The organism is Ihubacter massiliensis (assembly GCF_024125305.1).
Classification (GTDB): Bacteria; Bacillota; Clostridia; order Peptostreptococcales; family Anaerovoracaceae; genus Hominibacterium; species Hominibacterium faecale.
This window is the reverse complement of record NZ_JAMXVH010000001.1, coordinates 1,803,569-1,824,991: the sequence shown is the minus strand read 5'-3', so window position 1 is coordinate 1,824,991 and position 21,423 is coordinate 1,803,569. Positions and strand designations below refer to the sequence as shown.

At 47.1% G+C, this 21,423-nt stretch carries 22 protein-coding genes; 17 read left to right on the top strand and 5 right to left on the bottom strand.

What is annotated here, in order from left to right; translation table 11 throughout:
* The 6 genes from NIA71_RS08450 (at nucleotide 1) to NIA71_RS08425 (ending at nucleotide 6,463) form a co-directional block, all read left to right on the top strand.
* Nucleotides 1-1,914 carry a sensor histidine kinase gene (locus NIA71_RS08450; RefSeq protein WP_253020191.1) on the top strand — a complete coding sequence of 638 codons (1,914 nt, stop codon included), beginning with the start codon at nucleotides 1-3 and terminating at the stop codon, nucleotides 1,912-1,914.
* Between the two features lie 403 nt (nucleotides 1,915-2,317).
* Entirely contained in the window at nucleotides 2,318-3,139 is an 822-nt protein-coding gene (locus NIA71_RS08445; RefSeq protein WP_148397170.1) for a lipase family alpha/beta hydrolase, read from the top strand.
* A gap of 234 nt (nucleotides 3,140-3,373) precedes the next feature.
* Complete coding sequence (gene tmk, locus NIA71_RS08440; protein WP_253020190.1) at nucleotides 3,374-3,991, top strand: dTMP kinase; 618 nt, start codon at nucleotides 3,374-3,376, stop codon at nucleotides 3,989-3,991.
* Complete coding sequence (locus NIA71_RS08435; protein WP_148397172.1) at nucleotides 3,988-4,800, top strand: hypothetical protein; 813 nt, start codon at nucleotides 3,988-3,990, stop codon at nucleotides 4,798-4,800. Before tmk ends, NIA71_RS08435 begins: the two co-directional genes overlap by 4 nt.
* Nucleotides 4,801-4,803: 3 nt before the next feature.
* Nucleotides 4,804-5,730, top strand: coding sequence for a PSP1 domain-containing protein (locus tag NIA71_RS08430; RefSeq protein WP_148397173.1), 927 nt, complete (start codon nucleotides 4,804-4,806; stop codon nucleotides 5,728-5,730).
* A 4-nt stretch (nucleotides 5,731-5,734) separates the two neighbouring features.
* Nucleotides 5,735-6,463, top strand: a complete 729-nt coding sequence (locus NIA71_RS08425; RefSeq protein ID WP_253020189.1) for a tRNA1(Val) (adenine(37)-N6)-methyltransferase — start codon at nucleotides 5,735-5,737, stop codon at nucleotides 6,461-6,463.
* Between the two features lie 12 nt (nucleotides 6,464-6,475).
* Here NIA71_RS08425 and NIA71_RS08420 read toward each other — a convergent pair whose 3' ends face one another.
* The gene (locus tag NIA71_RS08420; RefSeq protein WP_148397175.1) at nucleotides 6,476-7,003 is read right to left on the bottom strand and encodes a spore maturation protein; all 528 of its coding nucleotides are present in this window, start codon (nucleotides 7,001-7,003) and stop codon (nucleotides 6,476-6,478) included.
* Entirely contained in the window at nucleotides 6,987-7,577 is a 591-nt protein-coding gene (locus NIA71_RS08415) for a nucleoside recognition domain-containing protein (protein WP_148397176.1), read from the bottom strand. The genes NIA71_RS08420 and NIA71_RS08415 overlap by 17 nt, the downstream gene beginning before the upstream one ends.
* A gap of 160 nt (nucleotides 7,578-7,737) precedes the next feature.
* Between NIA71_RS08415 and NIA71_RS08410 the strand changes: the two genes are divergently transcribed.
* The 4 genes from NIA71_RS08410 (at nucleotide 7,738) to NIA71_RS08395 (ending at nucleotide 10,859) form a co-directional block, all read left to right on the top strand.
* Nucleotides 7,738-8,070: a hypothetical protein gene (locus tag NIA71_RS08410; RefSeq protein ID WP_148397177.1), complete on the top strand. Its 333-nt coding sequence runs from the start codon at nucleotides 7,738-7,740 to the stop codon at nucleotides 8,068-8,070.
* A gap of 72 nt (nucleotides 8,071-8,142) precedes the next feature.
* On the top strand, nucleotides 8,143-8,385 hold the full coding sequence (locus tag NIA71_RS08405) for an AbrB/MazE/SpoVT family DNA-binding domain-containing protein (protein ID WP_148397178.1): 243 nt from the start codon (nucleotides 8,143-8,145) through the stop codon (nucleotides 8,383-8,385).
* Nucleotides 8,386-8,620: 235 nt separating this feature from the next.
* Nucleotides 8,621-9,895, top strand: coding sequence for a UDP-N-acetylglucosamine 1-carboxyvinyltransferase (murA, locus tag NIA71_RS08400; protein WP_253020188.1), 1,275 nt, complete (start codon nucleotides 8,621-8,623; stop codon nucleotides 9,893-9,895).
* A gap of 427 nt (nucleotides 9,896-10,322) precedes the next feature.
* Entirely contained in the window at nucleotides 10,323-10,859 is a 537-nt protein-coding gene (locus tag NIA71_RS08395) for a rubrerythrin family protein (protein WP_148397180.1), read from the top strand.
* A gap of 76 nt (nucleotides 10,860-10,935) precedes the next feature.
* Here NIA71_RS08395 and spoIID read toward each other — a convergent pair whose 3' ends face one another.
* Nucleotides 10,936-12,054: a stage II sporulation protein D gene (gene spoIID / locus NIA71_RS08390; protein ID WP_148397181.1), complete on the bottom strand. Its 1,119-nt coding sequence runs from the start codon at nucleotides 12,052-12,054 to the stop codon at nucleotides 10,936-10,938.
* A 158-nt stretch (nucleotides 12,055-12,212) separates the two neighbouring features.
* On the opposite strand from spoIID, the gene NIA71_RS08385 reads away from it, so the two are divergent.
* From NIA71_RS08385 to NIA71_RS08355, 7 genes are all read left to right on the top strand, one after another.
* Nucleotides 12,213-13,055, top strand: coding sequence for a fumarate hydratase (locus NIA71_RS08385; protein ID WP_253020187.1), 843 nt, complete (start codon nucleotides 12,213-12,215; stop codon nucleotides 13,053-13,055).
* Nucleotides 13,056-13,074: 19 nt separating this feature from the next.
* Complete coding sequence (locus tag NIA71_RS08380; protein WP_253020186.1) at nucleotides 13,075-13,632, top strand: Fe-S-containing hydro-lyase; 558 nt, start codon at nucleotides 13,075-13,077, stop codon at nucleotides 13,630-13,632.
* Nucleotides 13,633-14,913: a M16 family metallopeptidase gene (locus NIA71_RS08375; RefSeq protein WP_148397184.1), complete on the top strand. Its 1,281-nt coding sequence runs from the start codon at nucleotides 13,633-13,635 to the stop codon at nucleotides 14,911-14,913.
* On the top strand, nucleotides 14,914-15,825 hold the full coding sequence (locus tag NIA71_RS08370) for a D-2-hydroxyacid dehydrogenase (protein WP_148397185.1): 912 nt from the start codon (nucleotides 14,914-14,916) through the stop codon (nucleotides 15,823-15,825). It begins immediately after the preceding gene.
* Nucleotides 15,822-16,907, top strand: coding sequence for a glycoside hydrolase family 10 protein (locus NIA71_RS08365; RefSeq protein ID WP_253020185.1), 1,086 nt, complete (start codon nucleotides 15,822-15,824; stop codon nucleotides 16,905-16,907). Before NIA71_RS08370 ends, NIA71_RS08365 begins: the two co-directional genes overlap by 4 nt.
* A 134-nt stretch (nucleotides 16,908-17,041) precedes the next feature.
* Complete coding sequence (locus NIA71_RS08360; protein WP_253020184.1) at nucleotides 17,042-18,685, top strand: family 10 glycosylhydrolase; 1,644 nt, start codon at nucleotides 17,042-17,044, stop codon at nucleotides 18,683-18,685.
* Nucleotides 18,686-18,738: 53 nt separating this feature from the next.
* The gene (locus NIA71_RS08355; RefSeq protein WP_253020183.1) at nucleotides 18,739-19,341 is read left to right on the top strand and encodes a glycosyl hydrolase family 18 protein; all 603 of its coding nucleotides are present in this window, start codon (nucleotides 18,739-18,741) and stop codon (nucleotides 19,339-19,341) included.
* On the opposite strand, the gene NIA71_RS08350 is transcribed toward NIA71_RS08355, so the two are convergent.
* Both NIA71_RS08350 and NIA71_RS08345 read right to left on the bottom strand, forming a co-directional pair.
* Entirely contained in the window at nucleotides 19,330-20,862 is a 1,533-nt protein-coding gene (locus NIA71_RS08350) for a recombinase family protein (RefSeq protein WP_253020182.1), read from the bottom strand. The genes NIA71_RS08355 and NIA71_RS08350 overlap by 12 nt on opposite strands.
* 61 nt (nucleotides 20,863-20,923) lie before the next feature.
* On the bottom strand, nucleotides 20,924-21,418 hold the full coding sequence (locus NIA71_RS08345; RefSeq protein WP_253020181.1) for a hypothetical protein: 495 nt from the start codon (nucleotides 21,416-21,418) through the stop codon (nucleotides 20,924-20,926).
* Nucleotides 21,419-21,423: the final 5 nt, after the last annotated feature.

Below are 21,423 nucleotides of genomic sequence, written 5' to 3'. Positions count from 1 at the left end.
ATGGAAGCATTAAAAAAGAATCAATGGGCCAAATTGTCGGCATTTTTGCTGCTGCTGGTATTTGCAGCCATTACATTTTTTTCAGCAATTGTTGTCATAAAAAACTTAAATTATGGATGGTACTCTCAGAGCGGCGAATCCGTCAAGGCTGATATTTATCACGAGACTGCGCTCCAAGCTTCCTCTGAAATTATGGAGGCGGCTGTAGAATATGGAGATTATCAAGATCTTGATGGAAGTGAGGTTCCAAAACTGGTTGACTATGGGCCGGATGAAGAAATTCTAGCAGGCGAAAAACATGCTGCAGGCTTTGGATATACGATTTTTTCAGCAGCAACGCAAGAGGGTGAAGAAAGACAAGCGGTTCGAGCGGTTAATGCAAGTTTGGAATCCGATCCCCAGGCATATACAGAGACCTTTGACCATAGCGATTACCGAATCGCTATCTACCTAAAACCTAGTGAAATAGGAGGTGGACTGCCGGCAGAGATAGGGGCGGTCTATCTATCCAACAGTAATATTTACCAATACCGCAGCTACGCGATCGCGGTCGGTATTGCAGGATTGGTCCTCTCTATTGCCCTGTTTTGCTTCTTAATGGCCAGCGCAGGATATGGGGCGGAAAACGAATCAGAGGGAATATTGAAAATCCTTCCTCTGGATTTGCTGGGGCTGGTATCCCTGATCGTGTTATATACGGCACTCCGCTTTCTGCGTGATATCGGCGGTCCGGGAGATAACGTTGAACGAGATATTGTTCCTTTCGGGCTGGGTATTATGATGGCCGTTGCGGTTATAACAGGATTTTTTATGGTTTTTTCCGCCAGAACCAAGCAGAGTAAGTGGTGGCACAGTACGGTTCTTTATCAGGGCTTGCACATCTTGCGTAAAGGCGGAAGATATATGCTCTCGTTTATGAAAACTGTTCCGTTGGTGTGGCGAACGGCTTTAGGTGCGGCAGTATTTCTTCTCTTGAACCTGATGTTGGTGCCGATGATGTACAACAACGGGGTGCTCGTGCTCCTGTGGGGCGGCCTGCTGATCGCGGCGTGTGTATTTGTGGTTTATATTGCATTGGGACTCAAAAAGCTGCAAGAGGGGGGAAAACATCTTGCAGACGGCGACCTCAGCTACCAGATTGATAAGAGCGGCCTGCGCTGGGATTTGGCCAGTCATGCGGACGATCTCAACAGCATCGGAAAGGGAATGTCAAAGGCTGTAGAAGAACGATTAAAAAGTGAACGTTTTAAATCGGAGTTGATTACGAATGTTTCTCATGATATTAAGACGCCGCTTACTTCGATTATTAATTATGTGGATTTTCTCAAGAAGGAAGAGCTGGACAATGAACAGGCAAAGGAGTATATCAAGGTTCTGGACCGCCAGTCCGGACGCTTGAAAAAGTTGATCGAGGATTTGGTGGATGCATCCAAGGCCGCTACCGGAAATGTGAAACTGAACCTGTCTCCGTGTCAGGTAGGGGTTCTGATGACGCAGACAACGGGCGAGTATAAAGAAAAAGCGGAAGCCAGCGACTTAAACATCATTATGAGGCTGCCTGAGCAAGAGCTGGAAATCATGGCCGACGGCAGAAGGCTGTGGCGAGTTTTTGACAATCTATTAAACAATATCTGCAAATATTCTCAGCCAGGGACAAGGGTCTATCTAAGCCTGGAAGAAAAGAACGGGGATGCGGTCATCACCTACCGGAATACTTCTCGCTATGAGCTGGATATTTCAGAGGAAGAATTGATGGAACGCTTTGTAAGGGGTGACAGTTCGCGCCATACCGAAGGCAGCGGCCTGGGTTTATCCATCGCCCGCAACCTAGTGGAATTACAGGGCGGAACCTTTGATATCGTGATTGACGGTGATTTGTTTAAGGTAGTGATCCGGTTTAAAACGATCGATTAAATGGAAGAAATAGGATTGGCGCGGTTAAACCAGCTCTTGGCTGGTTTGACCGTACTTTATTTTTTGGGAATGGAGTTTATACGGGCTAGATGGTGGGCAGTTTCCAGAAAACTGATTTGATTCATGCGGCAGTGCTGGTGCGGTGTTCGAGCTTATACTAAATTTTTAGTTTTTAAAAGTTTCGTGTAGAATTTTAACTGATTTGAAGCCCTTACGGGGCTAATGGGCGAAGAATGGGATAATTGGCGTTACTGTCCAGCCATTGCCGGCGGACTGTCACACGGCCGGGCATTCTTCACGCGAGGGAAGAGGTGTGGTATAATGTTCGCATGGATGAAAACGGCGTTGCCGAGAAGAGGCGAGCATTGAAGCCCGCGGGCTGCAAGGAAGGAGTTTTGGGAGAGTGGATGATACTTGTGCTACAAAATATCCGATTATGCTGATTCATGGCATTGGTTATAGGGATGGGGATTATGACCGCTACTGGGGCCGGATTCCCGGATTCCTGCAAAAGCACGGGGCGGAAATCTATTTTGGCAATCAAGATGCTTTTGGCAGCGTGGAACATAATGCAGCCCAGATCAAGCTTTCTGCGGAAAAGGTCCTTGCAGAAACAGGAGCGGAAAAGGTCAACCTGATTGCCCACTCCAAGGGCGGGATAGAAGCACGGTTTATGGTTTCACGGCTGGGTATGGCCTATAAGACAGCTTCCCTTACCACCCTGGCGACTCCCCACCGGGGCATCCTTTCCATGGATAAGATGAAAAAACGTGCCGGGGCGGCCTATAAAGGACTTTTGTCCCTTTTCAATCTCATGCTGCGCTACGACGGAGGAGAAAAAAACAATTCCCTAAAGCCCTACGAACAGCTTACAGCTGATTACATGGGGGTTTTTAACCAACTGGTCCCCGATATGGAGGAGGTCTACTATCAGAGTTATGCTTTTGACATGAAAAACAGTTGGAGCAATCCGGCTATGGGAATTTTTTACACGCTGGTGAAGAAGATCGAGGGCCCCAACGATGGGCTGGTCTGCGTGGAGTCTGCCAAGTGGGGCGACTTTAGAGGTATTTATTCGGGGCCGGGGAAAAAAGGGATTTCCCATCCCCAGGCGGTGGATTCCGATATGAAGGCGCTGACGGAACGGCGAACCGGCGGAGGTGTGGCAGATATTACTGACCTTTACTGGGACATCGCAGCCAGATTGAAAGCACTGGGATATTAGTGTTGTGAAAACGCCGCCGGACATGGTATAATATCATGTATATTTTGTGCAATTTATGAAAAGAAGGGGGCGTAATATGGCTTTCATGACAATCCTAAAAATTATATTCGTATTACTGCTCTGTGTCCCTCTCGCATATGTGATCATATATTTTCTCATGCAGCTGATTGATGAGGTTGTAAAGCAAAATAAAGACAATGGCGGAAGCAAGAAATCAAACAGGAGAGGCAGAAGATGAAAAACGGACTGTTTATTACGCTGGAAGGGCCTGACGGGTCAGGAAAATCAACACAGATAGAAAGAATTCGGACTTTTTTCAAGCAGCGGGGAGAAAAAGTGATTCTAACAAGGGAACCAGGAGGGACCCCCATCAGCGAAAAAATTCGAACCATTATTTTAGATAAAGAAAACCGTGACATGGATGCCATGACCGAGGCCATGCTATATGCGGCGTCCCGGGCCCAGCATGTGGCTCAGGTGATCAGACCGGCCCTTGAGCGGGGTGAACATGTCATCTGCGATCGTTTTATCGATTCCAGCATTGCCTATCAAGGGTACGGCCGGGATTTAGGCGATTGTGTTTCGATCATCAATGCCTATGCGGTCAGAGACTGCATCCCGGATATCACCTTCCTTTTAAAAATAGATCCCAGCATCGGCAAAGGACGAATTGAACAGGAAGCTGAAGATCGGATTGAAATGGAAGCGCTGGACTTTCATAATCGAGTGTATGAGGGGTACGAAGAGCTGGAACTCCAGTTCCCAAGCCGCATTGTTGGTATTGACGCCAGCAGGGACGTTGAAGCTATCAGCGGGGAGATTTTGGAACATATAGAAAGGCTTTTAAAATGAGCTTTGATCAGATTAAGGGAAATGAAAAATTAAAGGATCGGCTGTCGGCGGCGATCCGGAGTGGAAATATCTCCCACGCCTATATCTTTGAAGGTGAGGCCATGCTGGACAAGAAAGCGTTCGCAGAAGCTTTCATAAAAGCGGTTTTATGTAAAGAAGCGCCGGCAGAAGGCTGCGATCAATGTGTGATTTGCAGCAAGATTGACCATGGTAACCATGAGGACTTGATCTATCTGCAAGCTGACGGGAGCAGTATCAAGGACGAGGCTATCGAACATTTGCAGGAACGGCTGAAGACAAAACCATACGGAGATCGGAATGTGGCTATTATCAGCGATGCTGATACAATGACGCTGCGAGCGCAGAATCGTCTTTTAAAAACGCTGGAAGAACCTGCAGAGGGGACGATCTTGATTCTATTATCGGAAAATCTTGAAAACCTGACCCAGACCATCTTATCCAGATGTGTAAAATTCCGTCTCAGCTATTTTGGAAAAGAAAGCTATGAAGGAATGCTGGACAAGGCCAGAGAAGTGGCGGACATGCTCCTTGACGGCCAGCCCTTTTATAAGAGGAAAGAAGCTGTTGCGGAAATCATGAAAGACAGCGGCCAGACCTATGCATTTTTGGATGCGTTGGAAAAAGTATACCGGGATTTTTTAGTGGAAAACACGGAAGCGGGAAAACTGTATAAAAAGAGCCAAATCTACCGCAATGTAGATTTAGTTGAACAAGCGAGAAGACAGATCCAGCGGGGTGTGGCCAAGAGCTATGCTCTCAAGGACTTGATGATAAAAATTGGAGGATAAAGAATGGTAAAAGTAGTAGGCGTTAAATTCAAAACTGCCGGTAAAGTATACTATTTCGATCCGGCTGATCTGGAGGTCGAGATCGGAACAAATGTCATTGTTGAAACAGCCAGAGGCATGGAATTTGGAACAATCAATATGGCGGAAAAGGAAGTTCATCCCTCAGAGATCGTTATGCCGCTGAAAAAGATTATTCGCATCGCTGATGAAAAGGACTGCAAAAAACATAGGGACAATGTGAAGAAAAAAGAGCGCGCTCTGCGTTTGTGCCAGGAAAAGATTAATAAACACAAGCTAGAGATGAAACTGATCGACGTGGAATATACCTTTGACAACAGCAAGATCATTTTTTACTTCACTGCCGACGGCCGGGTGGATTTTCGAGAGTTAGTCAAGGATCTGGCCGGTGTATTCAAGATGCGCATTGAGCTGCGCCAAATTGGCGTGCGGGATGAAGCAAAAATGATGGGCGGCATTGGAACCTGCGGCCGCAGCCTATGCTGCCACAGCTGGCTGTCCGAGTTCGAACCGGTTTCCATAAAAATGGCGAAAGTTCAGAACCTTTCCTTGAATCCAACCAAGATTTCCGGTATCTGCGGGAGATTGATGTGTTGCCTGAAGTACGAAAACGATGTTTACATGGAGATGAGAAAGGGCCTGCCGGACAACGGAGAACGAATTAAAACGCCGGACGGCATGGCAGTGGTTGTGGATACCAATATTTTGGAAAATAACATCAAGACCAGGCTGATCCTGGAAGAAGGAAACAAAGAAAAAGACCGCCAGGAAAAGTTGAGTACAGAGTTTTATAATTACAAAAAAGAAGAAATCAAACGTCTTGGTAAGGGCAAAAAGAAGAAGAGAAATGATGACCTGGAAGAGCTGGACGGAGAACTGTTGGCAGAGATCAAGGATCTGCTGAAGGATTAGAGCCATGCTGTACCCAGGGGAGCGTATTGATCAGATCGGGTTTTCCAATTTAAAGCTGATCCAAAAACCGGAAGACTTTTGCTACGGCGTAGATGCTGTGATCCTGGCGGATTTTGCCTCCAAAAGACAGGCACGGCGAATGGTTGATCTGGGAACAGGAACCGGGATCATACCCCATATTCTCAGCCATAAAACCAATGCAGAGAAGATATACGGTATTGAATATCAAAAGGATGCCTGCCAGAGAGCAATAAGAAGCGCGCGGCTGAACGGCCTTGGAGACCGGCTGTCTTTCATTGAAGCGAATGTAGCAGAGTTCGATCAACTCAATGGGTGGGCCGATGCAGTAACGGCCAATCCGCCCTACATGCCTGGAAACGCAGGTATTGCCAACCGGAATGAAGCCAAAACCATCGCCCGCCATGAAACGGTAGGAACGCTGGAAGACTTCATCAGCTGCGCTGCACGGCTGCTGTGCGCCCGAGGCGATTTTTATATGGTCCATAGACCCAGCAGGCTGGTCGATATTTTTTCCATTTGCAGAAACTACCGTCTGGAGCCGAAAGAGCTTCGTTTTGTGGCACCCCGCCGAGGGCAGATTCCCAATATTGTCCTACTTCATTCTGTAAAAGGAGGGGGACCGGAACTCAAGCTTTTACAGACGCTTTGCGTATACAAAGAAAAGGGCGTTTATTCCGATGAAATACAGCGAATCTACGAACGAATCCGCTGAAGCCGCCGGAAGCTACATGATCTGACAAATAAGAACAGAAGCGAAAATGCCGACAATATAACCGATGAGGCCTGCCGCAAAGGCGTGTCTCATTTTTTTTACAGCAGTGACGCCAAAATAAAGCGCCAGAACATAGAACACGGTCTCGCAGCTTCCGACCATAACAGAGGCGGCTCTGCCGATGAGGGTATCGGCTCCGTTTTCCTGCATGATGCGCTCTGCCAGAACCAGGGAGCCGCTGCCGGATACAGGACGGAGCATGATCAGAGAGATTAATTCCTTGGGGATACCGGCGAACTCAAAGACAGGACCTAAAAGACCCTCCAGCCATTCCATGGCACCGGAAGCAGTGATCGCTTCAATGCCGATAAAGATGGCAATGATAAAAGGCAGGATTTCTACTGCCGTCGTGATGCCGTCTTTGGCGCCTTCCGCAAAGAGATCATAAACCGCTACTTTTTTCTTCAGCCCATAGACGATAATGACGGTTATAATAACAGGTATAAAAAAGACCGAAATTGTGCTAAGGACGGTTGACATCCGGATACTTCCTTTCAAAAAATTTGCATACTGCTACAGAAACGACCATAGAAATCAAGCCTGCGATGATAGACGGAATGATTATGCTCCCAGAATTGACAGAACCCAGATCATTTCGGATTTTGATGATTGTAACAGGAACCAGCTGCACCATGGACATGGTTACCGCCGTAAACATGCACATGGCGTTGCTGGCCTGAGGAGACTGGTGATTCTCATCATCCAGCCGTTCCATTGCTTTTAAGGAAAAAACCGTGGCGCTGTTTCCGGCGCCGAAAATATTAGCTACAAAGCTCATCAGCATGACGGCGATAGTCTGATCGTCCTTTTCATGGGGGAAAAGATAATGCATTAGAGGGCGTACTTTCCGAGAAATTTTTTCAATCAGCCCAGACTTGTCGGCGATATTCATAAGACCGCTCCATACCGCCATGATTCCGATGAGACTGATCACGAATTCCACTGCTTCCGTACAGCTCTCCATCAGCCCATCGGTAAAGCTGCTCAGGTTCCCGCTGACACAGGCAAAGCCGATTCCCAGGCAGAGCATTCCTGCCCATATATAGTTCATCATTGTTTGTCACCTCAAAGTAAACTTATTCTGGATCCTTTAAAATATGTACGAAATCGCTTCTTAACGATTAATTAAGAAAATAGATTATAAAAACTTGTTGAAACAATTTACAATTTATGTAATAATAGAAATATATTGTTTAAGGGGCGGAGGTATTAAAATGGTAGTAACACTAGATTTAAAGGCATTAGGATGGGCATTGATCATAATTGCTCTGTTGGTTTTGATTATTTTTTGTATCGTATTTATGAAGAATTTCATCGCAACCATCAGGCATACCAATAAGATCCTTGCAGATGCGGAGCGAATCTCTACGATCGCGGCTGAGAGGACGGAGCAAGTAAATGAGTCCATTGGCGATGTAGCGGAATCTCTTAGTGGAATGGCGGATGTAATTAAAGGAAATCAAAGCGTCGTTGCAGCCCTGACCTCCATTGTCAACGCGCTTAGCTCCCTGAAAAACCTGGTGACTAGAAACAAAGATAAGGAATAGTAAGGGTGAATTTTGTGGGTCCGTGGCAGATCAGATGAAGGGCTGTACCTTGCTGCGGAGAAAGGAGAAATCATGAAAGCAACAGGTATTGTTAGGAAAGTGGATGAACTGGGCAGGATCGTATTGCCGATTGAACTGAGGAGAACACTGGATATTGAGATCAAGGATCCAATTGAGATCTTTGTGGACGAGGATTACATCCTGCTTAAAAAATACGAGCCGTGCTGTATCTTCTGCGGCAGCGCCAAAACCGTAAAGCAGGTAAAAGGCAAAAATGTATGTGAAAATTGTATTAAAGAGCTTCAGGAACTATAGAACGGTTTGATGGAGCATGTGAAAAAGCGTTGCTTGCAATGCTTTTTTTCTTTATATTGGAATGTTTCTGTATAAAGAAGGCAAGAATAATTAGGAAAGAAAGAGGCAATAAAAAATATGTTTTGTTCCCCTTTAGCATGAAACATTTAATGTCTCTTTCTTTTTTTATTATCCTTGAAATGGAGTAATGAAACAGTTATACTGTAAGTTAGAGAAAAATGTTTGGAGGAAAGAAGTGGCAAAATTTTTGGTGCAAAAGAGTGCTCCGTTAAAAGGGGAAGTCGAAATTAGCGGAGCAAAAAATGCTGTACTTCCGATCATGGCGGCGGCTTTGCTGACGGATGATAAGTGTACGATCATGGAAACCCCGGCCTTGAGGGATGTTGATGTTATGTGCCGTCTGCTTCGCAGCCTGGGTGCCGAGGTTAACGACAAGCTGGATGAAAACATTGTTGAGATAGAAGCAAAAGATGTGGTGGAATCAGAAGCTCCTTTTGAGCTGGTAAAAAAGATGCGCGCCTCGATCCTGGTGATTGGGCCGTTGCTGGCTAGGACAGGCAAAGCAATTATACCTTTACCCGGCGGCTGTGCCATCGGCAAGCGGCCGATTGAACTACACCTAAAGGGCCTGCGGGCATTGGGCGTGGAGATTAAAGAGGATGCTGACCATCAAGGCCCGCTGGAGGCCAGGGTGGACAAGCTGGTAGGCAACGATGTTTACCTGGATTTTCCCAGCGTGGGGGCGACTGAGGTGATTATCATGGCAGCGGCTCTGGCAGAAGGAACGACCATAATTGAAAATGCGGCACAGGAACCGGAGATCGTCGATCTCGCCAACTTTTTGAATAAAATGGGAGCTCGGATCAAAGGCGCCGGCACAGATACGGTTAAGATCGAAGGCGTGGAACGGCTACATGGCGTCAGCCATCATGTCATTCCGGACCGCATCGAGGCAGGAACCTTTATGGTTGCCTCGGTCATTACCAAAGGTAATATTCTGATTCGGAATATCCTGCCGGATCATGTTAAGCCTGTGACTGCCAAATTGAGAGAGTGCGGCGCTGAAATCTACATGACCGATGAAGGCATGGTAGTACGAGGAGACGTGAATCCGATTGTTTCTACTGACATTAAAACGATGCCCTACCCGGGGTTTCCCACCGATATGCAGTCGCCGTTCATGGCGCTTTTGGCAGTATCCAAAGGACCCAGCGTCGTAATTGAGACCGTCTTTGAAAACCGATTCATGCATGTGGCCGAGTTCAACCGGATGGGCGCGAATATCAAGACTGACGGTAATTGTGCGATCATACCTGGAGCTAAACAGCTGCAGGGTGCGCAGGTTGTAGCGACCGACCTGCGGGCGGGAGCGGCTGTCGTTCTCACAGGTCTGGTAGCAGAAGGAACTACCGAAGTATCGGACATTTATCATATAGATCGGGGTTATGAGAAATTCGTGGAAAAATTCAGAGGGTTGGGAGCAACGATTATTCGAATTGAAGACAACTAGTTTGTATGGAAACCGCAACAGCATAATGTTAAGGGCTGCTGCGGTTTTTTAGTGCCTATCTGCTAACGGTGTTACTTATCGCTGGAATGTACCATGTCTGCCGCCAGTTATAAAACTTGATATATGCAGCGGCTGATCTGGGATCGAGTCATCGCGCGGAACTCCAATTATGAAATGATAATTCAAAATTTTCGAAATCTACTGCTGAAATATGATATACTGGAAAAGAAAGTGAGCAAAACTGCGAAATTTCTAACTTTATTATAAATAAAAGGAAAGTTTTTTGCTTTTTTGCTAAAAATACTATTGACTATTGGCTTATAATAGTATATATTACTTATTGAGAAGAGTTACTAATAGTAAACGGTAACCAATGAGTAGTGCTAACAAAATCGATAGAATGAGAGATTTATTGAGGAGGAACAAAATGAAAGATTTAAAAGGAACAAAAACACTGGAAAATTTACTGACCGCGTTCGCAGGGGAATCACAGGCTAGAAACAAATACACCTTCTTTGCTTCCAAAGCAAAAAAAGACGGATACGTTCAGATCGCAAAGCTCTTTGAAGAAACGGCTGCCAATGAAAAAGAACATGCTGAGCTGTGGTTCAAGCATGCAGTAGGCATCGGAACAACAGAAGAAAACCTGATTGCTGCTGCAGAAGGTGAAAACTATGAATGGACTGAAATGTATGCGGAAATGGCGAAAACAGCCAGAGAAGAAGGATTCCCTGAAATCGCCGCACAGATGGAAGGCGTAGCTGCTATCGAAAAGGAACACGAAGAAAGATATAGAAAGCTGGCTGAGAACGTAAAAACAGGCAAAGTATTTGCTAAGGATGAAGAGGTTGTTTGGCAGTGCTCCAACTGTGGACACCAATTTGTCGGTAAAGAAGCTCCTCAGGTTTGCCCGGTATGCTTCCACGCTAAGGCTTACTTCCAGGTTAAAGCAGAAAACTACTAAAAATATATAGCCTTTGATAAGAGGCTGCTGCACAACATGCAGCAGCCTCTTTTGACTAGTTACGAAATCCACGCCCTTAAAGAATGACCGTGCCGCTGTAATAGTGGGACAGAATTTCTTTATAGCTGTAACCAGCTTTGGCCATACCATTGGCCCCGTACTGGCTCATGCCCACGCCGTGGCCGGAGCCTGTGGTGGTAAAGGTGATCTTATTGCCAGAAATGCTGATTTTAAAATTAGCCGAAAACAGCCCCAGAGCCTCGCGAACCTGTTTGCCTGTGGCAGTGCCGCCGCCGATCTGCATCTTCTCCACCCGGCCGCCGTTGCTGTGGGAAAGGATTTTTATGCTGCCTGCAGAAACTGAACCATAACCGGCTTTTGGATAAGCGGTTTTCATTTTCGAAGCAAAGTCTGAAATGGAAAGCGTTGTGTTTTCCTGCTTGTGAGTGGCCTCGTTTTCATAAGGACTTTCTACGCTGACAAGATAGGGAACGGAAGCTGAGAAAACGTCTTCGCAATTCTCGGTTTTCCCGCCGCTGGAAGAGTGGAACAGTGCCTGCTCTACCAATTTCCCATCGTAATATAACAGCTGGCCTTTGGTCTCATCCACCGCAGCCGAAATCTTTTTCCAATCCGACTTCATCCATTTAGAGCCTTTGGATTTTTTCAAGTCAGCTTCATCCTGATAAACCTGACAATGCACCGTATCGCATACCGGCGCTTTTGAATGGGTACCGGGATTTCCGCTTTTTTTTGCGCGAAGATATCTGGATAAAGAATAGGTGCGGGCCGCAACTGCCTGAGCTTTCAGCGCTTCTTTTTCAAAGGTGGACGGCATTTCACTGGCCACAACGCCTTTAACATAATCCTCAAAGGCGACGGATTCCGTTTTCCCGGAAGCTTTTCGATATACACGGATCTTTGCAGGAGCCGTTTCCTTTTTAACTGTTTGCCCGGCCGGAGCCGTCTGCGCCTTGTCCTGAGTTTTTTCAGGCGCAGGAGGAGTCTCGGGAATAAAGACTTTCGTGATAGTGAAGGGAACGACCACTAATACGAAAACGACCGTCATCAGACTGAGCAATATTGGCTTGAGAAATTTCCTGTATTGGCCGCTTCCAGCTGAACGCCCTCTACGTCTTGTCCTGATTTGGGGTATATGAATTTTGTTTCGCATCTTTCTTATTTTTCGTCTCATCGCGTCCTCCAAAGGTAATGTACATAATATGGTATGCGGCAAAAAGACCTGATATGAATAAAAAGAGATTTCCGGATCAAACGGCCTGTCTTGTTAAGCAATGGATTTTAGCGTATACTATAAAAGAATGAAATTTCAGGAAAGAAGAGGGAGGAATTATGAGAACACTCGACGTAAAAGAGATTACCAGCGCTGTGGCGGAAATGGCGAAAGAAACCAACCATTTCCTCAGCAGTGATGTCAAGTGCGCCATCTCTGGCCGTGCAAAAAAAGAACCATGGCCGGTAGCTAAAGGCGTATTGGAAAAAATAGAAGAGAACATTGCCATTGCAGAAGAAGGCGTTCTGCCTCTGTGCCAGGACACCGGCATGGCCTGCGTGTTTTTAGAGATCGGACAGGATGTCCATCTGGTGGGGGGATCTGTTTACGATGCGGTGAATGAAGGGGTCCGCAGGGGCTATGACGAGGGCTATCTGAGAAAATCGGTGGTCAAGGATCCGCTTCGCAGAGTCAACACCAAGGACAACACCCCGGCGCATATCCACTACGAAATCGTTGATGGAGATCAGGTGAAGGTTATTCTGGCACCCAAAGGGTTTGGCTCAGAAAACATGAGTCAGATCAAAATGCTGCCTCCTTCCGCCGGCGAGAAGGGCGTAAAAGACTTTGTGGTAAAAGTCTGTGAGGATGCGGGAGCAAATCCATGTCCGCCCATCGTAGTCGGAGTCGGCATTGGAGGAACCTTTGACAAAGCGGCATTGATGGCAAAGGAAGCGCTGCTGTACCCCTTTGATGAAGAAAACAGCGACCCTTATTACGCACAGATGGAAGCGGAACTGCTGGCGCGGATCAATGCCCTAGGCATCGGGCCGCAGGGATTCGGCGGAGAGACGACGGCTCTGGCAGTAAAAATAAAAACTGCCCCGACCCATATCGCAGGACTTCCGGTAGCCGTCAATATCAACTGCCATGTTTCACGCCATGCGCAGCGGATTCTGTAGAGAAGCGGAGGAGAAAAATATGGAACATAGAATCAGCGAACCATTCACCACAGAAAAATTCAAGGACTTGAAGGCGGGGGATACCGTCCTGCTGACAGGAACCATTTATACAGCCAGAGATGCCGCCCACAAGCGGATGCTGGAAATGCTTGAGCGGGGAGAAAGCCTGCCCTTTGACATAAAGAACGCCGTCATTTATTATGTGGGGCCCACGCCGGAAAAACCGGGCAATCCGATCGGTTCCGCAGGCCCGACTACCAGCTATCGCATGGATGCTTATGCGCCCGCGCTGCTGGATTTGGGCGAAACAGCCATGATCGGAAAAGGACAGCGCTCTCAGGAAGTAAAGGAAGCCGTGCAGAGAAACGGCGCCGTCTATTTTGCCGCCATCGGCGGTGCGGGGGCGCTGATGGCCCAGCGGGTTTGCCAGTCCCAGATCATCGCCTTTGAAGATTTGGGAGCCGAGGCTGTCCGCAGACTGGAGGTGAAGGAGTTTCCGGTCACAGTGGTTTTAGACAGCTGCGGCGGGGATTTGTATCAAGAAGGCAGGGCAGCATATCTGGAGAGTAGAAAATAGATGGAGCAGAAAGTTATTACCGATAATCAGATTGAAATCTATTCCTATCCCGGCGGCCATCTGCATAGTTTTTGTATAGGGCTTTATGTAAAGGCGGGCAGTCTGTATGAATCGGAAGATGAGAACGGGATCACCCACTTTTTGGAACACGTGGTGATCCGCAATATCAACTGGCTCATGGATGGACAGCTCTATCCTTATCTGGATCGGCTGGGACTGATGTTTAATGCCTGTACTTATAAAGAATTCGTCCAGTTCGAGATCACCGGTGCCAAAAAGCATATCCGGGCAGCCATCGATGTCTTTGTCAAGCTTTTTGAGGCCATCCAGCTTCCGGCGGCGGAGATCGATATTGAGCGCAAACGCATCAAAGCAGAGATCCGGGAAGACGATGAGAAGGGATCTTTAGGGTACTTCACCAATGAAATTATTTGGAAGGGAACTCCGCTTGTGCGGCCCATAACCGGAAAAAGCACAGCCTTGGATCGAATGGGCAAAAAAGCCCTCAAAAGCGCCCACGAAGAATGTTTCGTGGCCAACAATATGTTTTTTTACGTGACCGGATGCGCGCAGCAGTCGGATATCGACTATCTGGCAGAAGCAGCAGCGCGGTACCAGCTGAAACCGTCTTCAGCCGCCCGCAGGAATATGGCTCCGGTGCCGGAAGATTTTTTTCACAGGACAAACAATCTGGCTATAAAAAACAGTTCCGATACGGTGGTGCGTTTTTCCTTTGACATCGACAGCGCTAAATATTCCCAAGCAGCCTATATGCTGCTTTACGATATCCTCTTTGACTGTGAAAACTCGAAAATCCACCAAGCCCTTTCCGAGAAATCCGGTTATATTTACAGCTTTGATCCGGGACTGGAGCAGTATAGCAATATTGGCAGCCTTTATTTTCAGTATGAAGTACAGCCTTCCAGGCTGCTGGACTCGGTGAGTATGGTCGTGGATTTGTTCTGCGAGCTTAAGCAAGGAATCACCGACGAATTGGATTATGTGAAAGCAGTCTATATTGATAATAGCGAACTGATTTTGGACCATGCTTCCAACCTGAACTGGACCCAGGCGTATGAAGCCCATATCCTGGGCAGGACCAGCCCCGATTTGGAGCACCGCAGGAAGGAATTCTACGATGCGACAGCAGGCGATATTACCCAGCTGGTGCGAGAGGCCTTTACCCTTTCCAATCTGACTGTAACCTTAAAGTGCAAGAAGAGTAAAAAACTGGAACGCCAAATGAATGGAATTTTGAAACAACTGGATGAGGAGAACTAAATGAAAATTGTTTTTTTAGACAGCGGTATCGTAAATCCCGGAGACCTTTCCTGGGAGCCCGTTAAAAAACTGGGTGAATTTGAACATTACAAACAGACGTCAACGGACGAGCTGAAAGAGCGGATGCAAGGAGTGGATGCGGTTTTAATCGATGCTTTTTGCTTTGACCGGGAGCGGCTTGAAAGCTGCCCATCTCTGAAGTTTATCGGAATTGCCGCCACTGGATTTAACCATGTAGACCTGACAGCGGCAAAGGAGCTGGGGATCGCGGTGGCCAATGTACCGGCCTATTCTACGGATGCTGTGGCACAGCAGGCCATCTCACTGCTGCTTGCTGTAACAAATCGTGTGGACCTCTACCATCAATCAGTGGTCACGGGAAACTGGCGGGATTCTGCTGAACCGACCTTCCTCACTACTCCCATCACTTTGCTGGCCGGCAAATCCATGGGCATCATCGGTTATGGAAATATCGGAAAAAAAGTGGCGGAAATCGTTCGGGCCATGGGCATGAATGTCCATGTCTACAGCCAGGACCGGGAGGCAGCGATCAAATCCGATGTGATTTCGCTCCACTGTCCGCTGACGCCAGAAACAGAAAAGCTAATCGACGCATCCTTTATCAGCCGCATGAAAGACGGGGCCATTCTGATCAATACAGCAAGGGGCGGCCTGGTGGATGAAGAGGCCTTAGCTGCAGCCCTCAAATCAGGAAAGCTGGCCGGGGCCGGACTAGACGTACTGGCGCAGGAACCGCCTCTTGAAGGAAGTCCGCTCATCGGGCTGGAAAACTGTTACATCACGCCCCACATCGGATTCAGTCCGGCGGAAACGCGGCGGGTTGTCATCGATACCTGCGCTGCCAACCTGGAAAGCTTTATCAACGGCGGAACCCTGAATCGATTAGTATGAAAAAGAGAAGAAGGAGAAAACGCCGGCTGGCGAAAAAAGAAAAGATCCTGATCTCTGTGCTGATCCTGGTCTTGCTTCTGCTGGCAGCAGCCATCGCAGCATCCGTATTCCACAACAAACAGAGCCGGCCCCAGGAAGAAGTCCGCGCAGTTTGGCTGGCCTATGTGGATTTTAAGGACCTGGGTCTGCACAATCAAAATGAAGCCGATTTTCGCCAAAACGCCCAAGCCTTTTTTGATCAGGCGGAGAAAAACTCGATTAATACGGTTTATTTCCACGTCAGAGCTTTTCGGGACGCGTCCTATCCATCGGAAACCTTTCCCATGAGCAAATACATATGGGACAAAGAAGAGGCGATTCCCTACGACCCGCTGGCGATCATGATTCAGCTGGCCCATAAATACGATATGAAGCTTCATGCATGGCTCAATCCCTATCGAAATCACACCCTGGACGAGAAAATCCTCGATCCGGCTGCGGAAGCTTCCACGGAAGAAATTCTCTCCTGCGTACGGGAAGTCCTGGAAAGCTATGAGGTGGATGGGATCCACTTTGATGATTATTTTTACCGGGAGGACTCCAAGCTGCCTGCTGAGGAAAAAATGTCCAATGTCAACCGTATGGTCCGGTCTGTCTATCAACAGGTAAAGGCATGCGGAAATCATTTCCAGTTTGGGATCAGTCCTGCAGGGAATATAGGTTATTGTGAATCCATCGGGGCAGATGTGCGTACTTGGATGTCGGAGGAAGGATACGTGGACTATATTGTTCCCCAAATCTATTGGACGGATGAACACAGTGCCAAGTGGCGCCCAAAAATGTTTACCGATACTCTGGATGAATGGATTGCAGCCAATGACAGCAATGTTCCGCTTTATGCGGGTCTGGCCCTTTATCGAACGGGCAGGGCTGAGGACGATGATCCCGGATGGGGCGAACGCAGCAATATCCTGGCCGGACAGATCGCCCAGCTGCGGCAGAAATCGTGCGGAGGCTTTGCCTTGTTCAGCGCAAAGGACTTTTTCCGCAAAGGTGCGCAGCCGGAATTGGAAAACTATCGCCGCCAATTGGAGAAAAAGTGAGGCGCCAGGCCAGCATATGTTGACTATATAGCATTGGAGCCTTATAATAAAGCTGAAAGCGCTTTTCGCTGCAAAGTGAAGAACAGCAAGCGGATTTACAGCAGTTACAGTTCTTATACCATGAAGAGGACAAAATGAAAAAACGAGTCATAGCAATCATTACAGTATGTATCTTTGGAATTACCACGATATTAGGAGGGCTGCCTTTTAATAAAGCTGAGGAAGTCAGCGCCGCCAGCAATCAGGAAGTGAGAGCGGTCTGGCTGGCCTACGTGGACTTCAGTTCACTGGGCATGAAGACAAACAGTGAATCCACCTTCCGTTCCAAGGCTTCGGCTTTTCTGGATAAGGCCAAGTCCAACAACCTCAATACCGTGTATTTTCACGTCAGAGCCTTTGATGACGCGGCTTGGAAGAGCAATACCTTCAAGGCGTCCAAATATCTGACATCAAAGAGTACGTCGGGGAAAACAGCAGCGCAGACCTATTCCTTTGATCCCCTCAGGATCATGGTGGACCTTGCCCACCAAAAGGGAATGGAGCTTCACGCCTGGATGAATCCCTACCGCATCAGCATGGATTATTACCTGGATCCGGCGCTGGATGAATCCACAGGCAGGATTGAAACTGCGGTAAAAGAGGTAATGGCCTATGGAGTGGACGGGATCCATTTTGATGATTATTTTTACCATGCAAAAAAAGGCTATAAAAATCCTGAAGGCAAAGTTACAACAACTAAGGAGCCTTCCGCCAAGACACAGCGCAGCAATGTGAATAAAATGGTGCGCTCCGTTTACAGCACGGTCAAATCCATCAAGGCAAACGCCCAGTTCGGTATCAGTCCCCAAGGCAATATCGATAATTGCCGTGGAGCGGGAGCCGATGTAGACACATGGCTTTCTTCATCGGGATATATCGACTATATCATGCCCCAAATTTACTGGACCGACCAATGGGGTTCCAGCGGAAAGACGAACATGTTCACAAGCCGGATCAAGCAATGGAAAAATCTTAATAAGAACGGGACCACGATGTACATCGGCCTGGCGTCGTATCGGACAGGCATTAAATACAACGATGACCCCGGCTGGAAGAAGAAATCCACCAACCTGGCAGATCAGCTGAATATCCTCCGCTCCTATGGATGTGACGGCTATTCCCTGTTCAGCGCCAAGGATTTGTACCGGAGCGGAGCCAAGACTGAGCTGAGTAATCTGAACAAAATGGTTAAGCGGATTCCAAGGGCTAGTGTGTCTTACAATAATTACAATGCCTTGACAGTCAAATGGAACAAGATTTCCGGAGTTTCCGGCTACCAGATTTACCGGGCCACCAGCAAAAATGGGAAGTATAAAAAGATTAAGACTGCAGGAAGCGGAACGACCAGCTATAAAAACAGTAAGCTGACCGCCGGCAAGACCTATTACTATAAGGTTCGCGCATATAAGGGAGGAACTACTTATTCTTTCTCGTCGGTGGTTTCGAAAAAACCAAAACCAAAGACGCCCAGCATCAGCACCAAGGCCGGAAAACGCAAAATTACGGTCAGCTGGAAAAAAGTTTCGGGAGCATCCGGTTATAAAGTCTATCGGGCAACAAAAAAATCCGGAAAATATAAGACGGTTAAAACCATTAAGAGCAGCAAAACCAGAAAATACACCAACAAAAAGCTGAAGAAGGGCAAACGCTACTACTATAAAGTAAGAGCTTATAAAACGGTTAAGGGTAAGCGCGTATACAGCAGCTACAGTTCTTACAGCAGCAAAAAAGCCAAATAGAAGAGATAAACCACCTCTCATTTGCATAACTTGTAACGGGAGGTGGTTTTTTTATGGTAGAAAAACAACAACGGGAAACGATCCTGGTAAACGGATACGCATATCCCAGCATTGGGCCGGAGACGCTGCAGGCCTGGCTGCCGGACTTGACCTTTGTTTCTACGTTCAGTTACGGCTTCACAGCAGACGGGCAGCTGATCGATCTGATGGATGAAAATATAATTCGCGCCGCACAACCGGCGGGCGTGCAGTCTTTGATGGTACTGACTCCTTTGGACAGCCAGGGAGCTTTTAACAATCAACTGGCAAAAGCCCTGCTGGAAAATCCCCAGGCACAGGACCAATTGATCGATAATATACTGGATAATATCCGGACTAAAGGCATGTTTGGCGTAGATTTTGACTTTGAATATGTTCTTGCGGAAAATAGAGATCAGTATACGGAGCTGGTAAGAAAAGCCCGGCAGCGGCTCAATGCGGCTGGATATTTGGTTACGGTTGCGTTGGCTCCAAAAACATCAGCGGATCAGCCGGGACTATTATATCAGGGCCATGATTATCGGGGGATGGGGCAGGCGGCAAATTTTATTTTGACTATGACCTATGAATGGGGCTATACATTACCACAACGACCTTGTATGCAATTAAGTTTTTAAAAGAGGGTGCAATTCCAACTCGTAATCCCTCATATGCTTTATTCCTTTTTCTTTTTTAATGTAAACGCATTTCTCGAGTACAGTTTTGAGGAGCGCATTTTTCTCCTTTGCATCGTCTGTATTCCAGTAAACATCTAAAACGTGTTCTAGTTGTGGTATAAATTCTTCCTTTGCTACTTTTTGTCGTTTATCCGCGATCTTTTTATCAAGATTAGATATTTGCTCCTCAATTTCACTTTTCCGCGCTGAAAGCGATTCTTGGCGCTCCAGAAAGGTGTCTACGGAGTAAATGCCCTGCTCTAGCAAGTCATGAAGATTCCCCATCTGTTTTTTTATTTTTTTCAGCTCTTCTTTGTGTCTATCAATAGCTGCGAGTAATTCTCGGTCCGCATCTTCTGTCGATTCACTAACAGGATTCAGTTTTAAAAGATCCAGATGCGATTTTAGACCACTCAAAATATCCTCTTCGACATATTCAAAATGGCTGGACACATTATCACAATACTGACCCTCACAGTGCAGCCACACGCTACCTCGGCGTTTTTCTTCCTGTCTTTGCATTTTTTTGCCGCAACACCCGCAGACGACAAGCCCAGCGAGCGGATTTTTTAGTTTTCGGTCCCTTGGAGCAGAGGGAATGATATTATTTTTCCGTACCTCGGCTGCCTTATTAAATGTCTCCAGGCTTATAAGGGGAGTGTGTAGACCTTGTGTAAGAATTAAATTTGGATTGTTCGGTCGTGTCTTTTTGATGTTTCCATTATCATCAATAGACTTGACTTCCGCCCGTTCTCCCCATTTTACCATACCGGTATAAACCGGATTTGCGAGCATGTTACGGATTGTAAGCCGAGACCACTTGTCTGATCTTGCTGGCTTAAATCCGTACTCATTTAGACGTTGTGCAATCCGATCAGCGCCAATGTGCTCCTCGGTGTACCACCTAAACATTAAGCGAACAGCTTCGGCTTGATCCTCTCGTGGCTCAAGCGTATATCCGGAATCGCCCTGAATCCGGATTCGGTTATATCCATAAGGCGGCTCTGGGGATATCCATTTTCCCTCTCGGATAGATCGCACCCGGCCACGCTGGATACGGCGGTTGATCGTCTTGTATTCGCGGCGGCTCATGAAGAGGTTAAATTCCAAGTATTCCTCGTCAAACTCGTCAGCCGGGTTAAAGGTTTTGATTGGGGTAATAATCTGAGTATCAGAAAACCGAAACGCCTCAGAAACGGCACCTTGGTCCTTCGTGTCCCCGCGGGCCAGTCGTTCAATCTCCATAACCAGCACGCCCTCCCATAGCCCTTTACGGACCTCATTAAGCAGCTGCTGCATAACAGGGCGGGCAGCTATCGTTTCGCCAGACACGATTTCTTTGTAGATTTTCGTAAGATTAATATTCAGTTTTCCTGCCAGCTCCAAGAGCGTATTTTCGTGTCGAGACAGCGTTTCACCATCACCGCGTGCCTCGGCTTCCATATCTGCTCTGGATTTTCGCAAATACATGCAGTATGCCATTTTATACCTCTGTTATTTTAAAGCTATCAGCATTGGCTCCCAGAGATGGGGGCTTTTGTTTTTACCATTTCAGGCTTTGCCATATGAGGGCTGCGGTTTGAGAGCCGCTATCGCTATCTTTCGTGCTATATGTCAAGTTGTATTGTCGCCCATCAGAAAGAAAGATCAGCGCATAACGCATTGTATCACCATCCACTTTTGTGCCCATCGTACATTCTTGATCCTTTATTTCTGTCGTGTCTACGGCTTGGTAGCCCATGTTTTCAAGCACTTGTTTAGCCATTATATTTGACTCATCAATTTCCATTTTTTCTGTTTGATCTTTGATCCAGGCGATGGAAATTATTTGCTCACCGTCCGTATAAATTGCCGAATCATCACTGCTATCAGACTCAACAAACCCTTCCCCAGGAAATTGAAACTCTACGTCATGGAATTTTGCAGTTGGTAGATTGTTGCTTACTGCTGCATCTTCAGTGGCTTCGGGTGAATCTTTACAAGCAGCAAAAGCAAAACACAGAACACAAGACAAAACAATAGCTAAAATTTTTTTCATAACTT

Bases quoted from the DNA above. Each gene is read 5' to 3' on its own strand.
- NIA71_RS08430 (WP_148397173.1), top strand. From the start codon at position 4,804: ATGGTAAAAGTAGTAGGCGTTAAATTCAAAACTGCCGGTAAAGTATAC.
- spoIID (WP_148397181.1), bottom strand. From the start codon at position 12,054: ATGAGACGAAAAATAAGAAAGATGCGAAACAAAATTCATATACCCCAA.
- NIA71_RS08420 (WP_148397175.1), bottom strand. From the start codon at position 7,003: ATGTCAACCGTCCTTAGCACAATTTCGGTCTTTTTTATACCTGTTATT.
- NIA71_RS08370 (WP_148397185.1), top strand. From the start codon at position 14,914: ATGAAAATTGTTTTTTTAGACAGCGGTATCGTAAATCCCGGAGACCTT.
- NIA71_RS08450 (WP_253020191.1), top strand. From the start codon at position 1: ATGGAAGCATTAAAAAAGAATCAATGGGCCAAATTGTCGGCATTTTTG.
- NIA71_RS08415 (WP_148397176.1), bottom strand. From the start codon at position 7,577: ATGATGAACTATATATGGGCAGGAATGCTCTGCCTGGGAATCGGCTTT.
- NIA71_RS08345 (WP_253020181.1), bottom strand. From the start codon at position 21,418: ATGAAAAAAATTTTAGCTATTGTTTTGTCTTGTGTTCTGTGTTTTGCT.
- tmk (WP_253020190.1), top strand. From the start codon at position 3,374: ATGAAAAACGGACTGTTTATTACGCTGGAAGGGCCTGACGGGTCAGGA.
- NIA71_RS08425 (WP_253020189.1), top strand. From the start codon at position 5,735: ATGCTGTACCCAGGGGAGCGTATTGATCAGATCGGGTTTTCCAATTTA.
- NIA71_RS08385 (WP_253020187.1), top strand. From the start codon at position 12,213: ATGAGAACACTCGACGTAAAAGAGATTACCAGCGCTGTGGCGGAAATG.
- NIA71_RS08350 (WP_253020182.1), bottom strand. From the start codon at position 20,862: ATGGCATACTGCATGTATTTGCGAAAATCCAGAGCAGATATGGAAGCC.
- NIA71_RS08365 (WP_253020185.1), top strand. From the start codon at position 15,822: ATGAAAAAGAGAAGAAGGAGAAAACGCCGGCTGGCGAAAAAAGAAAAG.
- NIA71_RS08360 (WP_253020184.1), top strand. From the start codon at position 17,042: ATGAAAAAACGAGTCATAGCAATCATTACAGTATGTATCTTTGGAATT.
- NIA71_RS08380 (WP_253020186.1), top strand. From the start codon at position 13,075: ATGGAACATAGAATCAGCGAACCATTCACCACAGAAAAATTCAAGGAC.
- NIA71_RS08355 (WP_253020183.1), top strand. From the start codon at position 18,739: ATGGTAGAAAAACAACAACGGGAAACGATCCTGGTAAACGGATACGCA.
- NIA71_RS08405 (WP_148397178.1), top strand. From the start codon at position 8,143: ATGAAAGCAACAGGTATTGTTAGGAAAGTGGATGAACTGGGCAGGATC.
- NIA71_RS08410 (WP_148397177.1), top strand. From the start codon at position 7,738: ATGGTAGTAACACTAGATTTAAAGGCATTAGGATGGGCATTGATCATA.
- NIA71_RS08395 (WP_148397180.1), top strand. From the start codon at position 10,323: ATGAAAGATTTAAAAGGAACAAAAACACTGGAAAATTTACTGACCGCG.
- NIA71_RS08375 (WP_148397184.1), top strand. From the start codon at position 13,633: ATGGAGCAGAAAGTTATTACCGATAATCAGATTGAAATCTATTCCTAT.
- NIA71_RS08435 (WP_148397172.1), top strand. From the start codon at position 3,988: ATGAGCTTTGATCAGATTAAGGGAAATGAAAAATTAAAGGATCGGCTG.